19 protein-coding genes are annotated in these 22,836 nt (G+C 54.2%); 1 reads left to right on the top strand and 18 read right to left on the bottom strand.

Translation table 11 applies throughout. From position 1 onward, the window contains the following. Positions 1–44: 44 nt before the first annotated feature. The 18 genes from IEX01_RS13935 to rpsB form a co-directional block, all read right to left on the bottom strand. Positions 45–1,847, bottom strand: coding sequence for a chitinase (locus tag IEX01_RS13935; RefSeq protein ID WP_188724049.1), 1,803 nt, complete (start codon positions 1,845–1,847; stop codon positions 45–47). 192 nt (positions 1,848–2,039) lie between these two features. Next, the gene (accA, locus tag IEX01_RS13930; RefSeq protein WP_024559226.1) at positions 2,040–2,999 is read right to left on the bottom strand and encodes an acetyl-CoA carboxylase carboxyl transferase subunit alpha; all 960 of its coding nucleotides are present in this window, start codon (positions 2,997–2,999) and stop codon (positions 2,040–2,042) included. Between the two features lie 107 nt (positions 3,000–3,106). Beyond that, positions 3,107–6,589, bottom strand: a complete 3,483-nt coding sequence (dnaE, locus tag IEX01_RS13925) for a DNA polymerase III subunit alpha (protein ID WP_024561074.1) — start codon at positions 6,587–6,589, stop codon at positions 3,107–3,109. Positions 6,590–6,620: 31 nt separating this feature from the next. Then, positions 6,621–7,217, bottom strand: coding sequence for a ribonuclease HII (rnhB, locus tag IEX01_RS13920; RefSeq protein WP_024559228.1), 597 nt, complete (start codon positions 7,215–7,217; stop codon positions 6,621–6,623). After that, entirely contained in the window at positions 7,214–8,362 is a 1,149-nt protein-coding gene (gene lpxB / locus IEX01_RS13915; protein ID WP_024561073.1) for a lipid-A-disaccharide synthase, read from the bottom strand. Before lpxB ends, rnhB begins: the two co-directional genes overlap by 4 nt. Next, complete coding sequence (gene lpxA, locus IEX01_RS13910) at positions 8,362–9,150, bottom strand: acyl-ACP--UDP-N-acetylglucosamine O-acyltransferase (protein WP_024561072.1); 789 nt, start codon at positions 9,148–9,150, stop codon at positions 8,362–8,364. Before lpxA ends, lpxB begins: the two co-directional genes overlap by 1 nt. 3 nt (positions 9,151–9,153) lie before the next feature. Continuing rightward, positions 9,154–9,609, bottom strand: coding sequence for a 3-hydroxyacyl-ACP dehydratase FabZ (gene fabZ, locus IEX01_RS13905; RefSeq protein WP_024552956.1), 456 nt, complete (start codon positions 9,607–9,609; stop codon positions 9,154–9,156). A gap of 114 nt (positions 9,610–9,723) precedes the next feature. Next, a complete protein-coding gene (lpxD, locus tag IEX01_RS13900) occupies positions 9,724–10,749 on the bottom strand; it encodes a UDP-3-O-(3-hydroxymyristoyl)glucosamine N-acyltransferase (protein ID WP_024559231.1) in 1,026 nt (341 codons plus the stop codon). 3 nt (positions 10,750–10,752) lie between these two features. Then, positions 10,753–11,247 carry a molecular chaperone Skp gene (gene skp, locus IEX01_RS13895; protein WP_024559232.1) on the bottom strand — a complete coding sequence of 165 codons (495 nt, stop codon included), beginning with the start codon at positions 11,245–11,247 and terminating at the stop codon, positions 10,753–10,755. 119 nt (positions 11,248–11,366) lie between these two features. Next, positions 11,367–13,784, bottom strand: a complete 2,418-nt coding sequence (gene bamA, locus IEX01_RS13890) for an outer membrane protein assembly factor BamA (protein WP_188724048.1) — start codon at positions 13,782–13,784, stop codon at positions 11,367–11,369. Between the two features lie 33 nt (positions 13,785–13,817). Beyond that, positions 13,818–15,170, bottom strand: coding sequence for a sigma E protease regulator RseP (gene rseP, locus IEX01_RS13885; RefSeq protein ID WP_024560458.1), 1,353 nt, complete (start codon positions 15,168–15,170; stop codon positions 13,818–13,820). Positions 15,171–15,181: 11 nt separating this feature from the next. Beyond that, the gene (cdsA, locus tag IEX01_RS13880) at positions 15,182–16,039 is read right to left on the bottom strand and encodes a phosphatidate cytidylyltransferase (RefSeq protein ID WP_188724047.1); all 858 of its coding nucleotides are present in this window, start codon (positions 16,037–16,039) and stop codon (positions 15,182–15,184) included. A 12-nt stretch (positions 16,040–16,051) separates the two neighbouring features. Further along, entirely contained in the window at positions 16,052–16,810 is a 759-nt protein-coding gene (gene ispU / locus IEX01_RS13875; RefSeq protein WP_024559236.1) for a (2E,6E)-farnesyl-diphosphate-specific ditrans,polycis-undecaprenyl-diphosphate synthase, read from the bottom strand. A gap of 191 nt (positions 16,811–17,001) precedes the next feature. Beyond that, positions 17,002–18,198, bottom strand: coding sequence for a 1-deoxy-D-xylulose-5-phosphate reductoisomerase (gene ispC / locus IEX01_RS13870; protein ID WP_024559237.1), 1,197 nt, complete (start codon positions 18,196–18,198; stop codon positions 17,002–17,004). 126 nt (positions 18,199–18,324) lie between these two features. Next, entirely contained in the window at positions 18,325–18,882 is a 558-nt protein-coding gene (gene frr, locus IEX01_RS13865; protein ID WP_029591157.1) for a ribosome recycling factor, read from the bottom strand. A 170-nt stretch (positions 18,883–19,052) separates the two neighbouring features. After that, positions 19,053–19,778 carry a UMP kinase gene (pyrH, locus tag IEX01_RS13860; RefSeq protein ID WP_024560455.1) on the bottom strand — a complete coding sequence of 242 codons (726 nt, stop codon included), beginning with the start codon at positions 19,776–19,778 and terminating at the stop codon, positions 19,053–19,055. 140 nt (positions 19,779–19,918) lie between these two features. Continuing rightward, a complete protein-coding gene (gene tsf / locus IEX01_RS13855) occupies positions 19,919–20,770 on the bottom strand; it encodes a translation elongation factor Ts (RefSeq protein ID WP_024552946.1) in 852 nt (283 codons plus the stop codon). A gap of 213 nt (positions 20,771–20,983) precedes the next feature. Beyond that, positions 20,984–21,709, bottom strand: a complete 726-nt coding sequence (gene rpsB / locus IEX01_RS13850) for a 30S ribosomal protein S2 (RefSeq protein WP_024559241.1) — start codon at positions 21,707–21,709, stop codon at positions 20,984–20,986. A 309-nt stretch (positions 21,710–22,018) separates the two neighbouring features. On the opposite strand from rpsB, the gene map reads away from it, so the two are divergent. After that, entirely contained in the window at positions 22,019–22,813 is a 795-nt protein-coding gene (gene map / locus IEX01_RS13845; RefSeq protein WP_024559242.1) for a type I methionyl aminopeptidase, read from the top strand. The last annotated feature ends 23 nt before the right edge of the window (positions 22,814–22,836 follow it).

Here is a 22,836-nt window from a genome sequence, read left to right as displayed (position 1 = left end):
AAGCATAGTTGTTAACGCCAGCGACGGGCGCTGGCGTTATGCGTTTACAGAGCAGTCCAGGCATCCTGCCACGCAAGACCTGCTCCCGGTTCGTAATAAGCCGGCGCGGTATTACACCAGCCGCCATACGGGAAAGGCTTACACTGATAGAGTTTGCCGTGGTTAATGACGATATCGCCGGAGTTCCATTTTTGTGAACTGCTCCATGCCGGATAATTTGTCGACCCACCGCCTGAAGGCGCTGAGGCTTTCGCCTTCACATTAAGCGTATAGGAGGCAGTGCTGCTTAACTGGCCATCATCCACCGTCAGGCTGATAACGTATTGTGCATCCTGCGCTTTTTCTGGCGCATCAAAAATAATTACGGATTTATCTTTGCCGCTGACCGTCTGCCCATCCTGCGACATCCATTTATAGGTGAGCGCATCGCCATTCTCATCGGTTGAGCTTTCCGCGCTAAGCGAAACTTTACTGCCCGCTTCCACTGCGCCAACAGGGCCTGCAATCATCGCCACAGGCGCGACGTTAAGCGAAGGCTCCGGTGAAGGTTGCGGCTCTGGCGAAGGTTGCGGCTCCGGTGAAGGCTGGGGTTCAGGAGAGGGTTGCGGCGTGGTATTTCCGCTGGCGTCGTCCACCACTTTAACGTTGAAGAAATGCTTCACGCAGTTTGCATAATCGCCCTCTTTAAAAGCGCTGAAAGGCGTCTGATAGCCCACCAGCTGGCAAGCGTAAGTTTGACCTGAAGGCGTTTGCGCGCTCCAGCCCCAATCCTGCTCCCAGTAAATGGGCAGCGCCCCGGCACCGCCGCTGTCGAACTGCTTCATCCCTTTACAGCCCAGCACTTCGTTAGCAGGGACGTTAACTTTCAGGTATTTAGCGAACTCTTTGTAATAGGCGATACGATTAAGCGACTGGGCGTTTTCCGTAGGGCCGCCGCACTCTACGCCGCCGTTAATAATCTGGATAGTGACGCCAAAACCCGGCACCAGACCGTTAGACTTGTCGTGATCGTTGGGCGTCCATGTGCCGTCAATAACGTGCATCATGCTGGGTTTGGGCGGCTGCGGGTAGACAAAGAAAAAGATAGCGCTGGCAAGGTTAAGCCACGTATCCGCCACCATTTCAGGCTTATCAAGCAATGTGCGCACCGTGCCGAACATCGCATCGGAAAAAGGACCGTAGTTGTAGTTATAAGAAAGCTGTTTAGCGCCTCGCCCAAAATAACTCACAAAGTCGCCATCTTTGTCCTTACCGCAGGGCCAGGTCTGCCCCTGCCAGACATCAGGATTGCACTCGCCGTTATAGCCCCCCTTTTGCCCCTCGGTCCAGCCCATTTCTCGCAGGTAAACCAGCGCCTGTCGCCACTCCTGTTCTGGACGCCAACTCTCATGTCCACCCGTTTCCTGAGCAAAGTGCGCAAACATTGTCGCTAACGATTTACGGCAAATCGCCTCGCTATTACGACCATCGCTATAGCTGCCGCAAACCGCCGGGAATTTACCGATTGCCTTCAAAAAATTGGTGTAGGTGTACTCCGGCGCACGAAGAGGGAAGAGATAGTCCCAGTCAGCGCTTTTGAGGATGCTTTCCACTCGCTTTACGTTGTTGGGATTACTGGCATTCCCTGGCGCGATGTTTTCCACGCTATCGTTATCCAGCGTCTGAATCGATGCTTTTACCGATTTCATTAGCGGGAAGCTGGTTAGCTCCTGTTCTTTCTTTTGTAAATCAGCGGAATTTACGGGGTAAGGTTCACTGCTGGCTTCCAGAAGCGCAGAAGAGGCGGGCGGGGTATGCAGAAAAAGGCCCGCCGCGACTGCGCCGAGTGCGGCTCGTTTCATGCTCATAGCGATTACTCCGAAAGGGTGAGGTGCTGAGAAAACAATTTCACCGTTCTGCGACAGACATCGCAGATAAATGGAGTCTAGTGAAGCGAAACGAGAACGCCTGCCGTCTCGTTGAGACCGATCACAAAATAAATAGATTAAAAAAGGCTGACAAAAGTCAGCCTTTAGAGAGAAATGGAAAAAGTCGGAGAATCAAGCGTAACCGTAGCTCATCAGACGCTGATAACGACGGTTAAGCAGGTCTTCTTTGCTCAGTACATCGAGATCCGCCAGATCTGCCAGCAATTGCGCCTTCAGCGATTGCGCCATCGCTTCCGGATTGCGGTGCGCGCCGCCGAGCGGTTCGCCAATCACGGAGTCAATGAGCTTCAGCTCTTTCAGACGCGGCGCGATAATGCCCATCGCTTCTGCAGCGAGCGGCGCTTTATCCGCGCTTTTCCACAGAATAGATGCACAGCCTTCCGGTGAAATAACGGAATAAGTGCTGTACTGCAGCATGTTGACTTTGTCACCCACGCCGATAGCCAGCGCGCCGCCGGAGCCGCCTTCGCCGATAACGGTGCAGATAACCGGCACTTTCAGGCGGGACATTTCACGCAGGTTGCGGGCGATGGCTTCAGACTGGCCACGCTCTTCCGCGCCCACGCCCGGATAGGCGCCCGGGGTATCGATGAAGGTAATAATCGGCATATTGAAACGCTCGGCCATCTCCATCAGGCGCAGCGCTTTACGGTAGCCTTCCGGCGCCGGCATACCAAAGTTGCGGCGAATTTTTTCTTTGGTTTCACGTCCTTTCTGGTGGCCGATTATCATCACCGGGCGGCCATCCAGACGCGCGATGCCGCCGACAATGGCTTTATCGTCGGCGTAAGCGCGGTCGCCCGCCAGTTCATCGAACTCATCAAACGCCAGACGAACATAATCAAGGGTATAAGGGCGCAGCGGATGACGCGCCAGTTGCGCAATCTGCCATGCGCCCAGATCGGCGAAAATCTTACGGGTGAGCTCTACGCTTTTTTCGCGCAGACGATGCACCTCTTCGTCGATGTTAATATCCAGTTTTTCATCCTGACGGCCTACAGCGGTCAGGGAATCGATTTTCGCTTCCAGCTCTGCAATCGGCTGTTCAAAATCAAGGAAATTCAGACTCATAATATTCCTGTATTAGTCAAACTCCAGTTCCACCTGCTCCGGGCCTGGCAGGCCTCGCGGCTACCGGCCCGGTGATTCAGAACCCGGGAAACGTGGATGCATACGCATCAGTCAAATTCCAGTTCCACCTGCTCCGAACCAATCAGGCCACGCAGATCGTTAAGTAAACGATCGCTTGGCGAGACACGCCACGTCGCGCCGAAACGCAACCGCGCACGGGCGTCCGCCCTCTGATAGTAGAGATGTACTGGAATTGTCCCCGAACGATGGGGTTCCAGAGACTGACGGAGACGGTTTAAAAGCTGGTCATCAATTTGCCTGTCCGTCAGCGAGATAGCAAGCCCGCGCGCATACTTTTCGCGGGCTTCGTCAATGTCCATGACTTCGCGGGCGGTCATTTTAAGCCCTCCGCTGAAGTCATCAAAGCTGACCTGTCCGCTAACGATCAGGATTCGGTCTTTCTCCAGCAACTGCTGGTATTTCTCCAGCGCGTCGGTGAATAACATCACCTCCAGACGCCCTGAACGGTCATCCAGCGTACAGATGCCGATACGATTGCCACGCTTGGTGACCATAACCCGCGCGGAAATCACAAGCCCCGCCGCCGTGGTCACTTTGCCACGTTCGGTCGGATGCATATCTTTAAGCCTCATGCCGCCGACATAACGCTCAATTTCTTTCAGATACTGGTTGATGGGGTGGCCGGTTAAGTACAGCCCCAGCGTTTCACGCTCGCCATCCAGCACCACCTGCTCCGGCCACGGCTGACAGCTGGCGTAGGATTGCTCTATCTGCTCCGGCTCTTCCGCCAGCACACCGAACATATCCGCCTGACCGATGGCTTCGGCTTTGGCATGCTGATCGGCGGCTTTCAGCGCGTCGCCCAGCGAATTCATTAGCGCCGCGCGGTGCGGCCCCAGACGATCGAACGCGCCGGACATAATCAGCTTCTCCAGCACGCGGCGGTTCAGCTTTTTGGTGTCCGTACGGGCGCAGAGGTCAAACAGCTCGCGGAAATAGCCGTCTTTGTTGCGCGCTTCAATAATCGCTTCAATCGGGCCTTCGCCTACGCCTTTAATGGCGCCGATGCCGTAAACGATTTCACCGTCGTCGTTCACGTGGAACTGGTAAAGCCCGGAGTTAATATCCGGCGGCAGGACTTTCAGCCCCATGCGCCAGCACTCGTCCACCAGACCGACAACCTTATCGGTGTTGTCCATGTCCGCAGTCATTACCGCCGCCATAAACTCTGCCGGATAGTGCGCCTTGAGCCACAGCGTCTGGTAAGAAACCAGCGCATAGGCTGCCGAGTGCGATTTGTTAAATCCGTAACCCGCGAATTTCTCAACGAGGTCAAAGATTTTCATCGCCAGCTCGCCGTCAACGCCGTTTTTCTTCGCGCCGTCTTCAAAGATAGAACGCTGCTTAGCCATCTCCTCAGGCTTTTTCTTACCCATCGCACGGCGCAGCATATCCGCGCCGCCCAGCGTATACCCCGAAAGCACCTGGGCTATCTGCATGACCTGTTCCTGATAAAGGATGATGCCGTAGGTCGGCTCCAGTACAGGTTTCAGGCTTTCATGCTGCCACTGAATATCAGGATAAGAGATAGCCTCACGCCCGTGCTTACGGTCGATAAAGTTATCCACCATGCCGGACTGCAGCGGGCCCGGACGGAAGAGCGCCACGAGCGCGATCATATCTTCGAAGCAGTCAGGCTGCAGGCGCTTAATCAGGTCTTTCATGCCGCGCGATTCAAGCTGGAACACCGCAGTGGTTTCCGAGCGCTGCAGCATGTCGAAGCTTTTTTTATCGTCCAGCGGAATGGCGGCGATATCGATGGGCTCAAGGCCCTGCTTCGCGCGGCGGGCGTTAATCATATCCAGCGCCCAGTTGATGATGGTAAGCGTACGCAGCCCGAGGAAGTCAAACTTCACCAGCCCCGCGTATTCCACATCGTTTTTATCAAACTGGGTAACCGGATGATGCCCCATTTCGTCGCAGTAAAGCGGCGCGAAATCGGTAATTTTAGTCGGCGCGATAACCACGCCGCCGGCGTGCTTACCAGCGTTACGCGTCACCCCTTCAAGCTTGCGCGCCATGTCGATGAGCGCTTTAACCTCTTCATCGGCATCATAAATCTCCTGCAGCTGCGGCTCCGCCTCGAACGCTTTGGCAAGCGTCATACCCGGATCGGGCGGAATAAGCTTGGAGATGCGGTCAACAAAGCCATACGGGTGGCCTAACACGCGGCCCACGTCGCGGATAACCGCTTTCGCCGCCATGGTGCCGAAGGTGATGATTTGCGATACCGCGTCGCGCCCGTACATATCCGCCACGTGTTCAATCACCTGGTCGCGCTTCTCCATGCAGAAGTCGACGTCAAAGTCAGGCATTGAGACACGTTCGGGGTTAAGGAAACGCTCAAACAGCAGGTCGAATTCCAGCGGATCGAGGTCGGTAATCTTTAGCGCGTAGGCCACAAGCGAGCCCGCACCGGAACCACGGCCTGGCCCTACCGGAATGCCGTTATCCTTCGACCACTGGATAAACTCCATAACGATAAGGAAGTAGCCCGGAAAGCCCATCTGGTTGATAACCTGAAGTTCAATGTCCAGGCGTTCATCATATTCCCGACGCTTCTCGGCGCGTACCGCCGGGTCGGGGAACAAAAATTCCAGTCGATCTTCCAAACCTTCCTTCGATTTCTTCACCAGAAAATCTTCGGTGGTCATATCACCGGTCGGGAACTGCGGCAGGAAGTATTCGCCAAGGCGCACGGTGACATTACAGCGACGGGCTATCTCTACGCTGTTTTCCAGTGCCTCCGGGATATCGGCGAAGAGCTCGCACATCTCCTCTTCTGTACGCATGTACTGCTGCGTGGAGTAGAAGCGCGGGCGTTTAGGGTCATCCAGCGTAAAGCCATCATGGATGGCGACGCGGATTTCATGCGCGTCGAAGTCAGAAGGGTCGATAAACCGTACGTCATTGGTAGCGACAACCGGCAATCCTTTCTCTTCCGCCAGCCGGACGGCGGCGTGCAGGTAGTTTTCTTCATCCGCACGCCCGGTGCGCACCAGCTCCAGGTAGTAACGATCGGCGAAATAGTGCTGATAGAACTCCACGCACTGATCCACCAGCGCGCCATTGCCGCGCAACAGGCTTTTGCCCACATCGCCCATTCTGCCGCCTGAGAGCAGGATCAAGCCCTCATTCAGCTCAGCCAGCCATCCGCGGTCGATCCACGGGCCAGCGGGGCCGTAACCACGCTGGTAGGCTCTTGAGATAAGCAGTGTCAGGTTCTGATAACCGGTATTGTTCGCGGCAAGGACAGTCAGGTGGGTGAATTCATCACCCAACAGCTCGCTCTGGACGTTAAAATCAGCGCCGATTATCGGTTTCATCCCTACGCCGTGCGCGCCGCCGTAAAACTTCACCAGCCCGCAAAGGTTAGTGAAGTCAGTTATGGCCAGCGCAGGCATGCCGAGCGCGGCCGCCTTTTTTACCAGCGGCCCCGTCTTTGCCAGTCCGTCGATCATGGAATAGTCACTGTGCACCCGCAGGTGCACAAAACGAGGTTCAGCCATCTCTGTTTCCGGTTCGTTGTATCAGTATGTCTTAAGACGCCAGACCCAGCGCGCGTTTAACCGGTGCGAAACTGCGCCGATGATGTATCGTCGCGCCATGCTCAGCCAGCCGTTCAAGATGGAAAGCGGTGGGATAGCCCTTATGTTGGGCGAAACCATATTGGGGAAAACTCAGATCCAGCTCGGCCATTTCGGCATCACGCGTAACCTTGGCAAGTATCGACGCGGCGCTGATTTCTGCAACCCGGCTGTCGCCTTTTACGACAGCCATCGCAGGAACGGGCAGTTTCGGGCAGCGGTTGCCGTCAATCAGCACATATTCTGGCGCAATAGCGAGCCCGGCCACAGCGCGCTGCATAGCGAGCATAGTGGCGTGCAGTATGTTCAGCTCGTCAATTTCATGCGGTTCGGCGCGGCCGATGCTCCAGGCCAACGCTTTTTCACGGATCTCATCAAAGAGCGCCAGGCGGCGCTTTTCAGACAGTTTTTTCGAATCGGCAAGGCCGATAATCGGGCGGGCAGGATCCAGGATCACCGCAGCGGTAACCACTGCGCCAACCAACGGGCCGCGCCCTACTTCATCCACACCCGCCACCAGTTGCGTATGCGGGTAGATAAATTCCATCATCGTGCAAGCTCCAGCACGGCCAGCGCTGCCTGCTCATCGGCATTACAGCGGATCTGCTCGTGCAGTTTTCGGAAAGTGTCGTGCATTTCGTGGCTCTGTTTGCCATCCGCCAGCAGCGGCTGCAGTGCGGCGGCAAGTTTCTGCGGCTCGCACTCTTCCTGCAGCAACTCTTTAACCAGCTCTCTTCCCGCCAGTAAGTTCGGCAGGGAGACAAATTCCGTTTTTACCAGCCGCTTAGCGAGCCAGAAAGTAAAGGGTTTCATGCGGTAGCCGACGACCATCGGGCATTTCGCCAGCATACACTCCAACGCCGCCGTACCGGAAGCCAGCAAAGCGGCGTCGCTGGCTATCATCGCTTCACGCGCATGACCGTCCAGCAGATGCGCAGGCAAGTCTGGCGCTACTTCCGCTTTAATACGCTCAAACTGCTCGCGACGTTTCGCGTTGACCAGCGGCACCACGACCTCAAGCTGCGGATAAACCTTACGCAACAGCTGGGCGGTTTTCAGGAAATCGGCGCTGAGCATTTCCACTTCCGCACTACGGCTGCCAGGCAGAAGCGCCAGACAGCGCGCGTCATGGGCGATGCCCAGCACGTCGCGCGCCGCGTTTTTATCCGGGTCGAGCGGCATAGCGTCCGCCATGGTATGACCGATAAAACGGCACGGTACGTCAAATTTATCGTAAAACGCTTTTTCGAAAGGCAGAAACGCCAGCACCAGATCGGTAGCTCTGCCGATTTTGAAAACGCGTTTTTGCCGCCAGGCCCAGACCGAGGGGCTGACGTAATGAATAGTGCGAATGCCCTGCTTTTTAAGATTGCCTTCGAGGGTGATATTAAAATCGGGCGCATCAATGCCGACAAAAACATCGGGCCTGAGCTCAGTAAAACGACGCGTCAGGTCAGCGCGAATATGCAGCAGACGACGTAGCCGCCCCAGCACTTCGACAACACCCATCACCGCCAGCTCTTCCATGTCGTACCAGGCTTCGCACCCTTCCGACTGCATGCGTGGGCCAGCCACGCCGACGAAACGGGCGTCTGGTATTTTTGCTTTCAAGGCGCGGATAAGACCCGCACCAAGAATATCGCCGGAGGTTTCTCCGGCGACCAGGGCAATCGTAAGTGGACGCGCTGCGCTCATTAACGAATTAAACCGCGAGTAGAACGCTCGAAGAAATCCGAAAAGGCTTTGACTTCGGGATGCTGCGCCGCCAGTTCGGCAATCTCCGGCTTCACTTCATCCAGCGTTTTACCGCTGCGATAAAGCAGCTTATAGGCGTTACGAATAGCGTGCAGCGCCTCTTTGCTAAAGCCACGGCGTTTCAGGCCTTCAAGGTTTACACCAAACGGCGTAGCATGGTTGCCCTGCGCGATAACATAAGGCGGTACGTCTTGCGCCACACCGGAGCAGCCGCCGACCATCACATGCGCACCAATGATGCAGAACTGATGAATCGCGGTCATGCCGCCGATAATAGCGAAGTCGTCCACCGATACGTGACCCGCTAACGTTGCGTTGTTAGCCAGGATACAGCGGTTACCCACTGTGCAATCGTGCGCTATATGCGCGTTGATCATCAGCAGGTTGTCGCTGCCCACCTTCGTCAAGCCACCGCCTTGTACGGTTCCTCGATGAATAGTTACGCTCTCGCGAATGCGGTTGCGATCGCCAATTTCCACGCGGGTAGGTTCGCCAGCATATTTCAGATCCTGGTTTACTTCCCCGATGGAGGCGAACTGATAGATCTCGTTATCACGACCAATTTTAGTGTGGCCGTTCACGACAACATGAGACTTCAGTACCGTTCCTTCACCGATCTCAACATCTGGACCGACAATACAAAACGGGCCAATGTGGGCGTTAGCGCCAATAACAGCGCCTTCCTCAACAATGGCGGTAGGATGAATAAAGGCGGATTTATCAATCACGTATCAGGCCTCCCGGCTGCGTGCACACATCATGGTAGCTTCGCAAACCACTTTGCCGTCGACCATCGCCACACCTTTAAAGCGGGTCAGGCCACGGCGGGTTTTCTCGAAAGTGACTTCCATCACCATCTGGTCACCTGGCACAACAGGACGCTTAAAGCGTGCTTCATCAATACCAGCGAAATAGTAAAGTTCACCCGGCTCCAGCTTACCTACGCTTTTAAAGGCCAGAATCCCGGTGGCTTGCGCCATCGCTTCTAAAATCAGAACACCCGGAAAAATCGGCTTACCAGGGAAATGGCCCTGGAAAAACGGCTCATTGACAGAGACATTTTTTACCGCGCGCAGGAAACGGCCTTCTTCGAAGTCCAGTACGCGATCTACCAGCAGAAACGGGTAGCGGTGCGGCAGCAGTTCTAAAATCTCTTCAATGTGCAGAGTATGAGTGTCAGTAGTCAAAATACTCTTCCTGTCTAAATATACTGAAAAGGCAATAATAACACGGCCTGCGGCGATCGTTTGATCGCTGGCAGGCCGCGAATCTGGTATGCGCGAAAGCGTAATGCAGATGATTTAGTCTTGTTGATTAACTTTACGCTCAACCGCTTTTAAGCGTTTGCTCATATCATCAATATTCATCACCAGCGCTGCGGTTTTACGCCACACTTTGTTCGGTTGCAGCGGAATGCCTGAGGAATACACCCCAGGTTCAGTGATGGGACGCATGACCATGCCCATTCCTGTCACTGTGACCTTATCGCAGATTTCCATATGCCCGTTGATAACGCTGGCACCGCCAATCATGCAGTAACGGCCAATTTTCAGGCTGCCCGCCATGATAACGCCACCTGCAACCGCCGTATTGTCGCCAATCACGACGTTATGTGCAATCTGGCACTGATTATCAATAATCACGCCATTGCCAATTATCGTATCGTCAAGCGCGCCGCGGTCGATGGTCGTACAGGCGCCGATCTCAACGCGATCGCCAATAATCACCCGGCCTAATTGCGGGATCTTAACCCAGTTTCCACGATCGTTAGCATAACCAAAACCATCTGCGCCGATCACGGTGCTTGATTGAATCAGGCACTGTTCGCCGATTTCAATTTCATGGTAAACGGTAACATTGGCCCAGAGGCGAGTGCCTGCGCCAATTTTAGTATTTTTACCAACAAAACAGCCTGCGCCGATAATCACGTTATCACCTAGCTCAACGCCAGACTCGATAACGGCATTAGCGCCAATTGCTACGTTTTGACCCAGGCGCGCGCTTGCATCGATTACCGCGCTGGGCGCGATATCCTGAGCGGGTTGCGGCGTGGTGTCTAAAATCTGAGCCATACGGGCATACGTCAGGTAGGGATTTTTTACTACCAGCGCCGCGCCTGTGGCAAAAGGGAGATCATCCTGCGTCATGACGACAGCAGAAGCCTGGCAAGCGGCCAAATGCTCACGGTATCGCGGGTTTACCATGAAAGTGATTTGTCCCGCTTTCGCGGACTGCATGGACGCCACGCCGGTGATGGCAATATCGCCATCACCGTGTAATTCCGCATCCAACTGCCGGGCTAAATCAGCCAGTCGAATTGAAGGCATTACTTATTTAACCTGTTTCAGTACATCAGCAGTGATGTCTTTAACATCGCTACCTGCGTAAGCAACGGTGTTGGCATCCAGAACCAGGTCGATATCCTGATCCGCAGCAACGCTTTTCACTGCGCTCTGGATACGGGTAACCAGTTTGCCGCGTTCTTCATTAGAGCGACGAGCACGATCCTGCTCGAACTGCTGCGCTTTGCCAGAGAATTCCTGACGGCCAGCCATCACGTCTTTTTCCAGCTTGCTGCGATCGCTGGCTTTCATCGTGGAGCCATCACGCTGCAGGCGCTGCATTTTGGATTGCAGGTCTGTTTCCATACGTTGCAGTTCGCTTGCACGGCCTTTGAACTCATTTTCCAGCGTCTTGGATACGCCAGTTTTCTGAGCGACCTGCTGAAACAGGCTTCCCATATTAACAACAGCAACTTTATCCGCAGCCTGGGCAGAAGCCGCCATTGTCAAACCGAGACCTGCAGCAATTAACCACTTTTTCACAATAAACTCCTTACCATCCCATATGTACCCGAAGGTACCGCTCTTTGCGTGGCTTCGGCGGGTCCATACCCGCCAGACGTCATCGCTACACTGCATAAGCATTCCCTTGCAGCGGACAGTTACCAGGTTTTACCGATGTTAAACTGGAACTGCTCTGCTTTGTCTCCATCGTATTTCTTAAACGGCTGGGCGTAGGAGAACACCAACGGCCCCAATGGCGACATCCATTGTAAAGCTAAGCCTGCGGACATGCGGATATTGCCTGGATCGCTGTAATCCGGTACGCCAGCGGCTCTCATCGCAGCGGTATTTTCCCAGTTGGTATCCCAGACCGAGCCTGCATCGACAAACAACGACGTGCGCACTGAGTTCGCGTACTTCTCGCTCAGGAACGGCGTTGGGGTAATAAACTCAAGGCTTGCTACGCCCATTGCGTTGCCGCCGACGGCGTCGTCGGAATCACATACTCTACTGGTGTCTGTGGTGTCGCAATTATCCAGTCCCGGACCGCCATAGTAGACCGCTTTCGGACCAATGTTATTGGACTGGAAGCCGCGTACCGTGCTGGAACCGCCCGCATAGAAGTTCTCGTAGAACGGCATCTCTTTGCCGCCCAGACCGTCGCCATAGCCCCAACGGGTGCGACCCAGCACGACCCACTTATGATCTTCGTCGATCGGGAAGTAGGAGGCGGTGTCGAGCGTCACTTTATAGAACTCGTTATCAGAGCCCGGAATCGTCACTTTACCGTTCAGGCTAACGCGGGAACCTTCCGTCGGGAAGAATCCGCGGTCAAGCTTGTTATAAGTCCAGCCGTAGTTCAGCGTAAAGTCATCCGCCGAGAAGCCGTTGTCATCTGAAGAGGTGGACGTGCTCTGACCGATAGAATCCAGGTAGCGCCACATGGATACCTGCGGCTGCATATTAGACAGGTCGTTATGCACATAACCTAATCCCAGACGCAGCGTATTGTATTCATTAATCGGGAAGCCCAGCGTGCCATCTAAACCATAGCTCTTATTGGTATAAGAGGAGAGGTCCGCGTCATCCGCCTGGAAATCATTATAGAAGATGCGCCCGCCAAGACTTACGCCATCGACCGTAAAGTATGGGTTGGTGACAGAAAGCTCAGAGTACGTCTGGTAGTCGTTCTTAGTGCCGTTAATACCGACAGAATAACCGGTGCCTAACCAGTTATCTTGCTGTACGCCGACCTGGAAGCTAACGCCGCTTTCGGTGCCGTAGCCAACACCGAAGTTGAAGCTGCCGGTATTGCGCTCTTTCACCTTATAAACCACATCGACCTGATCCGGACTGCCTGGTACGCGCTGGGTATCCACATCAACCGTTTCGAAGTAGCCGAGGCGGTTTAGACGCTCTTTCCCCTGGTCAACCAGGTTGCTGCCGAGCCACGCACCCTCCATCTGGCGCATTTCGCGACGCAGCACGGAATCTTTGGAAGTATCGTTGCCTTCAAAACGGATTTTACGCACATAGAAACGGTTGCCGGAATCCACATTCACATGCAGCTTCACGGTTTTATCCGCATCGTTGATTTCCGGCTGCGTCTGCACGCGCGGATAGGCGTAACCATAACGACCCAACAGCTTCTTGATGTCGTCTTCCATTTTGGTCACTTTCGTGCCGTTGTAGAGCTCGCCCGGCTCCATTTTGGTCAGGCTTTCAATTTCAGCAGAATGACCAGCAAGGTTGCCGTTCACCTCAACGCCGGCAATCTTATACTGATCGCCTTCGGTTACGTTGACAGTGATATAGATGCCTTTTTTATCTGGCGTCAGGCTCACCTGCGTTGAGTCGATGTTGAAACGCGCATAGCCGCGGTCAAGATAATAACTGCGCAGCGTCTCAAGATCGCCCTGCAGTTTCTGCTTCTGATATTTGCGATCGCCTACGACGTTCCACCACGGCACTTCGTCACGCAGTTGGAAGTGAGAGATAAGCTCTTCAGTGCTGAAAGCGTGGTTGCCGACGATGTTGATCTGCTGGATTTTGGCCGAAACCCCTTCCTGGAAGACCAGTTTGAGATCGACGCGGTTACGCGGCAGCGGCGTAACGACAGCTTTTACGCTGGCGCTATATTTACCAACGCTGTAGTAGAAATCTTCGAGTCCCTTTTCGATATCAGACAGGGTTGTGCGGTCAAGCGACTCCCCTACCCGCACGCCGGAAGCTTCGAGGTTCTGCTTAAGCATGTCATCCTTCACCGATTTGTTGCCGGAGAAGGTGATGCTGGCAATCGTCGGCCGTTCTTTAACCTGAACCAACAGGTTGTCGCCGTCGCGCAGCACTCTTACGTCCTCAAAGTTGCCAGTGGCAAAAAGAGCACGGATCGTATTACTGATATCCTCGTCGTTAACCGTATCGCCTGGACGTACTGGCATACTGAGGAGGGCCGCACCAACGGCGACTCGCTGCAGGCCTTCGAAATGAATGTCCTTCACCACGAACCCGTCTGCACCGTATACGGTGGCGCTGCTAAACAGCAGCGACGCTATGAGCAACTTTTTCATCGCCATCGTTGTTATGCGTTCTTCCTAACCTGGCTCTCTTTATAACCGAGAGAAATCATTGAAAAGTGCAAGCCCCATTAACAACACCAGCAAAATCGAGCCAATGCGATAACTAAAGTCTTGAACTCGCTCGGAAACCGGCCCGCCTTTAAGCTTCTCAATCGCCAGAAAAAGCAGGTGTCCCCCATCAAGCACGGGCAGCGGAAACAGGTTGATGATGCCCAGATTAACGCTTATCAGCGCCAGGAACATCAGATAGTAAACCAACCCGTACTCCGCCGACATTCCTGCCCCCTGGGCGATAGAGATAGGCCCACTGAGGTTATTCAGTTTAACGTCGCCGGTTATCAATTTCCCCAGCATGGTTACTGTCAGCTTCATCAGTTGCCACGTTTTATCCGTAGCTTCAGCGATGGCGGCGAACGGCCCATACTGGCGCACTGTTTTATATTCCTCAGGCAGCGGGATTACCTTCGGCACTACGCCTGCGAATCCCTCAGCCTTTTCATTACCGGGTTTTGTATCCGGTATCAGCGTTAAAGACAAGGGGCTCCCCTGTCTTTCTATCTCAATTGAGAGCGGCCGCGATGGGTTATCCCGCACCAGGGTGACAAAAGTCATCCACGTTGTCAGCGGCTGCCCTTCGACTTTAACGATCCTGTCTCCGGCTTGCAAACCTGCTTTGCTGGCTGCCGACTGTGGCTGTACCTCTGCAAGCACCGGTTCGATTTTCGGGCCGCGCGGCTGAATGCCAAGCGATGAAACCGGGTCTTCCTTATCCGGTTCAAACTGCCAGTTACGCAGGTCGAGCGTTTTGTCCGTACGCGCATCGCTGCCAAAAGGCGCGACGCTCAGCGTTGTTCGCTCGTCCCCAATTTTCGCTACCAACGCCAGGCGAACAGCATCCCAATCTGGCGTTTCGATACCATCGATGGCTTTTAGTTCCGTACCCGGTTCGATTTGTGCCTGCGCAGCGATGGAGTTGGGCGTTATTTCGCCAATGACGGGCTTAATGCTGGGAATACCGATGAGAAAGACCAGCCAGTAGGCAAAAACAGCGAAGAGAAAATTAGCTATCGGCCCTGCTGCGATTATCGCCGCGCGCTGGGCGACAGTTTTATTGTTGAAAGCCTCGTGGCGCATCTCCGGCGTAACCGGCTCTACACGCTCATCCAGCATTTTGACATAGCCGCCCAGCGGGATCAGGGCAATAACATATTCGGTGCCCTGACGGTCGGTGCGCCGCCAGAGCGCTTTGCCAAAGCCAATGGAAAACCGCTCAACCCGCACGCCAGCTTTTCGGGCTACCCAGAAATGGCCAAACTCGTGCACGGTGATAAGAACGCCCAGTGCAACGATAAACGCCGCCAGATTCCAGAGTATGCTTAACATAAAAATTTCCGTCAGAGGATCCTGAAGACTAACAGCAGCAAGCATGCAAAGACCGGTACCGCCGCCGTCAGGCTGTCAATGCGGTCCAGTACCCCGCCGTGGCCAGGGATCAAATGGCCGCTATCCTTAATTCCCGCTTCGCGCTTAAACATGCTTTCCGTTAAATCTCCCAGTACGGAAGCAAGCGCCGCGACAACCGAACACGCCAGCAGAACGACTGGCGTTACGTTCAGATCCGCCCAGATGCCAAAGAGCCAGGCGATAATCGCCGAGGTAAGCAGCCCGCCGATAAAACCCTGCCACGTTTTCCCCGGGGAGACTTTCGGCGCCAGCTTATGCTTACCAAACAGCTTACCAAAAATGTAAGCGCCGGAATCTGCGCCCCATACAAGAAACATCACATAGAGCAGCCAGAGAGAGCCGCTGTACTGGCTTGATTCATAGTGCCATGAGCGCAACGCCACCATGCCCCAGAAAAAGGGCACGATAGTCAAGACTCCAAAGATAAGACGCAGCACGCGCGAATGTCGCCAGAAATTCGCCGACGCCGGGTAAAACAGCACGAGCAATAATGCCCCGCACCACCAGGCAAGGGAGGCCCAAAGCGCTACCTGCACCATGGGCAATTCAATGGTGCGTTGATAATCAGGCAAAATGAACAGCATTAAAGCGAGCAGCAAGCCGCAAAGCACCGCCAGTCCAACCCGTTGCGCGCGTGAAGATAAACCGCATAGCTGGCCCCATTCCCAGGCTGCCAGCATGCAAACCACCAGGGTAACGACAGCGAAGCCCATTGGCGGCAGCCAGAAAAGCGCGGCGATAACAACAGGTATTAATACAAAAGCAGAAAGCAGGCGATACTTCAGCAAAAGCTACCCCCATCAGGCATCAATGCCACCCGGTGCAGTACCGCCAAAACGACGTTCGCGATTGGCAAAGGCATTTAATGCACCTTCAAAGTCTTGTTCATCGAAATCAGGCCAGAGAACATCGGTGAAATAAAGCTCCGCATAAGCGATTTGCCACAGCAGAAAATTACTGATTCGATGCTCTCCCCCTGTCCTAATTACTAAATCAACGGGAGCCAGTTCATGCATGCAGACCTGCTGGTTAAGCAACTCTTCATCAATCTGATCAGGGCGTAACTGCCCTTCCTGAACCTGTTCAGCCAGGCGTCTGACTCCCTGAATAATATCCCAGCGACCGCCGTAGTTCGCGGCGATATTCAGCGTCAGCCCGGTATTCTGGCTGGTTAACGCTTCAGCTTTATGGATGCGGTCCTGCAGGCGCGCGTTGAAACGGCTGATATCGCCGATAACCCGCAGACGCACGTTATGGCGGTGCAGGCTTTTCACTTCGCTATCCAGCGCCCAGACAAACAATTCCATCAGCGCGCTGACTTCCTGCGCGGGTCGATTCCAGTTTTCGCTGCTGAAAGCATAGAGCGTCAGAGCATCAATACCATTATTCGCCGCAAAAGAAACCGCGCGGCGAACTGATTTAGCCCCCGCTTTGTGACCAAAGGCTCGGATTTTCCCTTGTCTTTTCGCCCAGCGACCATTGCCATCCATAATAATGGCAACATGGCGTGCGCCATGCGCGGGCAAGCTCTCGCTTAAGGGTTGATTAGCAGACAACATAACGCGTATTTATTCCCTGATAAGGATTAAGCGGTACTCAGGAATCTTGAAGCCTCGTATACACAAAAAAGCCGTGACAAACACGGCTGACCCGACCGGAATGGCTCGTTCACCTGCGTTCAGGTGGCGCAGACTATATCACTGAAGCACAACGCTAACAAATAACGTCTCTGCCGCTGTGTAATTGATCATCAGCTTGCGAAGCGAGTCACGAGTTTGTTCGCCGTTTCCCGCGCCTTTGCATCAACCTGCAGCACCTGCTCCACGCTTTCCGGTTCGTGGAGATCCATCTCGTTAAGCACGGCCTGATTAAGCGCGGCGATATCGGTGAAACGGATCGCGTGCGCCAGAAAAGCCGCTACCGTCACTTCATTCGCCGCGTTCAGTGCCGTCGTCGCCGCCTGCCCTTGCTCAAAGGCGTCGATAGCCAGTTTCAGGCAGGGGTAACGCTGATAGTCTGGCTCGCAAAAACTCAACGTTCCAATGGTGCAAAAGTCGAGCGGGTTAACCCCGGAGCGGGCTCGCGAAGGCCAGGCCATCGTATGCGCGATGGGGGTGCGCATATCCGGTTCGCCTAACTGCGCCAGCACGCTGCCATCAGTGTAACGCACCATAGAGTGAATCACCGACTGCGGATGGATAAGCACTTCCATCTGATCGGCGCGAGCGTTGAACAGCCAACGGGCTTCAATATATTCCAGACCTTTATTCATCATGGTGGCGGAATCAACGGAGATTTTTCGCCCCATTGACCAGTTCGGGTGACGGCAGGCTTGATCGGGCGTCATGCCCGCCAGCGTATTCAATGCCGTTTCCCGAAACGGACCACCAGACCCTGTGAGGATAATTGACGAAACGCCATTATCTTCTAACTTAGCGTACCCCAGGTTATGTTGAATTGTTCCCGGTAAACTCTGAAAAATCGCGTTATGTTCGCTGTCGACCGGCAACAGTTGCGCGCCGTTTTGCTTCACGGCGTCCATAAACAGACGGCCGCAGGTCACCAGCGACTCTTTATTCGCCAGTAAAACGGCCTTACCTGAACCAATAGCCGCAAGCGTCGGCAACAGCCCCGCCGCGCCTACAATGGCCGCCATGACTTGATCCACCTCGTCCAGCGCCGCCATTTCGCAGGCCGCCTGACGCCCTGCCAACACCTCGGTACGACTTCCCTGCTCGCGAAGCGCAACACGTACCGCACTGGCGCTAGCCTCATCATCCATTACGGCGTAGCGAGGATGAAATTCCAGACAATCCTCAACCATGCGGGCTACGTTTTTACCGGCTACCAGGGCGGTTACGGCAAAGCGGTCTGGATTATGACGAACAACGTCAAGAGTGCTGCCACCAATCGATCCGGTGGAGCCGAGAATGGTCAAATGCTTCATGAGACGCTCAACAGAGGGAAAGAGAAAGATCCGCGTCGCCGGACGCGCGGCCCAATGCAAAACGCCGTCAGCCAAAACCACGAAATGCGGCCTGGCTGTACGGCGTTGTTTACCATCAGCGGAAAATCAGAACTGCATCAGTTCAGTTTCTTTGTCGGCCAGAGCCGCGTCCACTTTTTTGATAGCAGCGTCAGTCAGTTTCTGAACATCGTCCTGCGAACGACGATCGTCATCTTCACTGATTTCTTTGTCTTTCAGCAGCGCCTTCACTTTATCGTTAGCGTCGCGACGCACGTTGCGCACGGCGACACGAGCCTGCTCAGCTTCGCCACGCACGACTTTGATGAGGTCTTTACGACGCTCTTCAGTCAGCGGGGGCAGCGGAACGCGAATATCGCTGCCCGCAGAGCTCGGGTTCAGCCCCAGATCGGAAGCCATAATAGCTTTCTCAACGGCAGGCCCCATGGAGCGATCGAAAACGTTGATTTTCAGCGTACGGGTATCTTCTACCGTTACGTTAGCCAGCTGGCGCAGCGGAGTCGGCGTACCGTAGTACTCTACGACGATGCCATCCAGCAGGCTCGGCGAAGCGCGGCCGGTACGAATTTTGCTGATTTGGTTTTTGAAGGCCTCAACGCATTTTTCCATACGCACTTCGGCATCTTTTCTGATATCGCTAATCACGTTACGAATCCTTGAAAACTGGTTTTAGGCAGGCCATCTACGTTCGCGTCACGGCGTAATACGCGGTGAGGATAAGTATAGACCCGTTTAATTCATGGCAACCTGGCGTTACCCGTCATCGAAACCGACTTTTGAAGCGGAATCTTACCCGTATTTCGCGCTCACGGAAATTAATCTGTGATGAGAGTGCCTTCTTTTTCGCCCATGACGACGCGGCGCAGCGCGCCTGGCTTATTCATATTGAACACGCGAATCGGCAGGCTGTGGTCGCGCGCCAGGGTAAAGGCCGCAAGATCCATCACTTTTAACTCTTTTTCCAGCACTTCCTGGTAAGTAAGCTGCTCATAAAGCGTAGCGGTAGGATCTTTCATCGGGTCAGCGGAATAAACGCCGTCAACTTTGGTCGCCTTCAACACCACGTCAGCTTCGATTTCAATGCCGCGCAGGCAGGCTGCGGAGTCGGTGGTGAAGAACGGGTTGCCGGTACCGGCAGAGAGGATCACTACGCGGTTGTTGCGCAGCAGGCTAATCGCCTCAGCCCAGCTGTAGTTGTCGCACACGCCGTTGAGCGGAATGGCGGACATCAGTCGGGCGTTCACATAGGCGCGGTGAAGCGCATCGCGCATCGCCAGGCCGTTCATCACGGTGGCAAGCATGCCCATGTGGTCGCCCACAACGCGATTCATGCCCGCTTTAGCAAGGCCTGCGCCGCGGAACAAATTGCCGCCGCCGATGACCACCCCGACCTGGATACCCAGCTCAACCAGTTCTTTAATTTCCTGCGCCATGCGATCCAGTATGCTCGCATCAATACCGAAGCCTTCTGCACCTTGCAGCGCTTCGCCACTCAGCTTGAGCAGAATGCGTTTGTAAACGGGTTTTGCATTGGTAGCCATGTTTCTTTCCTGGAACTGTCAACGAATGGGATGATTACTGGCGACATCTTGCGTCGCATTAGCGCCTTTGCTGTATAAGAGCAGGCTGAATTTGTAAGGCAGATAAAAAGGAGCCGCCCTGAGGCGGCTCGCTTACAGCATTAAGACTGCTTGGACATAGCAGCAACTTCTGCTGCGAAGTCAGTCTCAACTTTCTCGATGCCTTCACCCACTTCGAAGCGGATGAAGTTGATAACGTCAGCGTTGTGCTCTTTCAGCAGCTGGCCAACGGTTTTGCTCGGATCAACAACGAAAGGCTGACCGGTCAGAGAAACTTCGCCGGTGAATTTCTTCATGCGGCCTTCAACCATTTTCTCTGCGATTTCTTTCGGCTTGCCAGACTGCATGGCGATGTCCAGCTGTACCTGGTACTCTTTCTCAACCACTTCAGCAGACACGTCTTCCGGCTTAACGAATTCCGGCTTGCTCGCCGCAACGTGCATAGCCAGCTGTTTGATAAGCTCTTCGTCAGCGCCTTTAGCGGAGATCAGAACGCCGATGCGTGCGCCGTGCAGGTAGCTGCCAAGCTCAGCGCCTTCGAGGGCGGCAACGCGGCGAATGTTGATGTTCTCACCAATTTTCGCTACCAGCGCTACGCGCTCTTCTTCAAACTGCGCTTTCAGCACTTCAACGTCAGTGATTTTGCCAGCAACTGCGGCATTCAGCACTTTGTCAGCAAACGCCTGGAAGCCGCCATCTTTAGCAACGAAGTCAGTCTGGCAGTTAACTTCCAGAATCACACCGTAGTCGCCTTCGATTTTGGTTTTGATCACGCCGTCAGCAGCCACGTTGCCTGCTTTTTTCGCTGCTTTGATAGCACCGGACTTACGCATGTTCTCGATTGCCAGCTCGATGTCGCCGTTGGCTTCAGTCAGCGCTTTTTTGCAATCCATCATGCCAGCGCCAGTACGTTCGCGCAGCTCTTTTACCAGGGAAGCGGTAATTTCAGCCATTCTATATTCCTCGGTTATCTCATTTGGGGAGATATACCCTACCGGCCTCAGGTTACAGTCTGTGACGTACCATAAAAGCGGGTGGGTATAGGCCTGGCGTGCCCGAAAGGTGTCTGACAAGCCAGACTCAAACAAAAAAGGGGCCTGAAGACAGGCCCCCTAACCAAACTTGTTACTACCTGGTTAATAAGGGCTCAATACGAGCGAACCTTATTATTCAGCTTCTACGAAGCTTTCTTCCGCCTGAGAAGCCAGGTCCTGAGAACGGCCTTCGCGTACGGTTGCAGCAACAGCGTTCAGGTACAGGCTAACAGCACGGATTGCGTCGTCGTTACCCGGGATAACGAAGTCAACGCCGTCCGGATCGGAGTTGGTATCAACGATAGCAAATACCGGGATGCCCAGGTTGTTCGCTTCTTTGATAGCGATGTGTTCGTGATCGGCGTCGATAACAAACAGTGCGTCCGGCAGGCCGCCCATGTCTTTGATACCGCCGAGGCTGTTTTCCAGCTTGTCCAGCTCACGAGTACGCATCAGCGCTTCTTTCTTGGTCAGCTTGTCGAAGGTGCCGTCCTGAGACTGAGTTTCCAGGTCTTTCAGACGCTTGATGGACTGACGAACGGTTTTCCAGTTGGTCAGCATGCCGCCCAGCCAGCGATGGTTCACGAAGAACTGATCGCAGCTCTGAGCCGCTTCTTTTACCGCTTCGCTAGCAGCGCGTTTGGTACCGACGAACAGGATCTTACCTTTACGGGAAGAAATTTTGCTCAGCTCAGCCAGGGCTTCGTTGAACATCGGTACGGTTTTCTCAAGGTTGATGATGTGAACTTTGTTACGCGCACCGAAGATGAACGGCTTCATTTTCGGGTTCCAGTAACGGGTCTGGTGACCGAAGTGAACACCAGCCTTGAGCATATCGCGCATGGAAACAGTTGCCATGTTTAAAACCTCTATATAAAAGTATGGGGTTATGCCTCCACGTATCCCATATTGCCGACCCCGAAGGGCACCCCGGAATATGTGCCGATACGTGTGTGTTATTACACAATGTGAGAGTAATCGCCTCTGCACCCGTTTTTGGTACAGAAGTCCGGCGCGCTTTATATCACAAAATCGGCCCGGACTCCAATAGTTGTTCACGCCCTTCCCGCTGAGTGAATCTCAATTTGGCACCCTATGCATGCCCTGATAACATTGATTTCACTTTCACTCTTATTTGTCGGGAATCCGGCAACAGCGGACCTGAATATGGCTATCTCAATTAAAACCCCAGAAGAAATCGAAAAAATGCGCGTCGCCGGCAGGCTTGCCGCCGAGGTGCTGGAGATGATCGAAGCGCACGTCAAACCCGGCGTCAGCACCGGCGAGCTGGATCGCATCTGCCACGACTACATCACAAATCATCAGCACGCGATCTCCGCAAGCCTGAACTACCACGGTTTTCCGAAATCGGTCTGTATTTCTGTCAACGAAGTGGTTTGCCACGGCATTCCGGATGACGAGAAGCTTTTAAAAGATGGCGACATCGTAAACATCGACGTGACCGTGATTAAAGATGAATATCATGGCGATACCTCAAAAATGTTTATCGTCGGCAAACCGACCATTCTTGGCGAGCGTCTGTGCCGCATTACGCAGGAAAGTCTCTACGTGGCGCTGCGCATGGTAAAACCAGGCATTCGCCTGCGCAGCCTCGGCGCCGCTATTCAGAAGTTTGTCGAAGCGGAAGGGTTCTCGGTCGTGCGTGAATATTGCGGTCACGGCATTGGCCGCGGCTTCCATGAAGAGCCGCAGGTGCTGCACTATGACGCGGATGACGGCGGCGTTATCCTGCAGCCGGGCATGACCTTCACCGTAGAACCGATGGTGAACGCGGGCGACTACCGCATCCGCACGATGAAAGACGGCTGGACGGTTAAAACTAAAGACCGCAGCTTGTCTGCTCAGTACGAGCATACTATTGTGGTGACGGAAAACGGCTGCGAAATTCTGACGTTGCGTAAGGACGACACGATCCCCAACATCATTTCGCATAACGATTAATAAGAAGCCGGCTTAAGCCGGCT

It is taken from the genome of Franconibacter daqui (assembly GCF_014644275.1).
Taxonomy (GTDB): Bacteria; Pseudomonadota; Gammaproteobacteria; order Enterobacterales; family Enterobacteriaceae; genus Franconibacter; species Franconibacter pulveris.
Note: the sequence above shows the minus strand (reverse complement) of the source record. Positions and strands in the feature narration are given on the sequence as shown.

Coding starts and splice junctions, on each gene's coding strand:
- IEX01_RS13935 (WP_188724049.1), bottom strand. CDS start 1,847: ATGAGCATGAAACGAGCCGCACTCGGCGCAGTCGCGGCGGGCCTTTTT.
- accA (WP_024559226.1), bottom strand. CDS start 2,999: ATGAGTCTGAATTTCCTTGATTTTGAACAGCCGATTGCAGAGCTGGAA.
- dnaE (WP_024561074.1), bottom strand. CDS start 6,589: ATGGCTGAACCTCGTTTTGTGCACCTGCGGGTGCACAGTGACTATTCC.
- rnhB (WP_024559228.1), bottom strand. CDS start 7,217: ATGATGGAATTTATCTACCCGCATACGCAACTGGTGGCGGGTGTGGAT.
- lpxB (WP_024561073.1), bottom strand. CDS start 8,362: ATGAGCGCAGCGCGTCCACTTACGATTGCCCTGGTCGCCGGAGAAACC.
- lpxD (WP_024559231.1), bottom strand. CDS start 10,749: ATGCCTTCAATTCGACTGGCTGATTTAGCCCGGCAGTTGGATGCGGAA.
- bamA (WP_188724048.1), bottom strand. CDS start 13,784: ATGGCGATGAAAAAGTTGCTCATAGCGTCGCTGCTGTTTAGCAGCGCC.
- rseP (WP_024560458.1), bottom strand. CDS start 15,170: ATGTTAAGCATACTCTGGAATCTGGCGGCGTTTATCGTTGCACTGGGC.
- ispU (WP_024559236.1), bottom strand. CDS start 16,810: ATGTTGTCTGCTAATCAACCCTTAAGCGAGAGCTTGCCCGCGCATGGC.
- ispC (WP_024559237.1), bottom strand. CDS start 18,198: ATGAAGCATTTGACCATTCTCGGCTCCACCGGATCGATTGGTGGCAGC.
- pyrH (WP_024560455.1), bottom strand. CDS start 19,778: ATGGCTACCAATGCAAAACCCGTTTACAAACGCATTCTGCTCAAGCTG.
- tsf (WP_024552946.1), bottom strand. CDS start 20,770: ATGGCTGAAATTACCGCTTCCCTGGTAAAAGAGCTGCGCGAACGTACT.
- rpsB (WP_024559241.1), bottom strand. CDS start 21,709: ATGGCAACTGTTTCCATGCGCGATATGCTCAAGGCTGGTGTTCACTTC.
- map (WP_024559242.1), top strand. CDS start 22,019: ATGGCTATCTCAATTAAAACCCCAGAAGAAATCGAAAAAATGCGCGTC.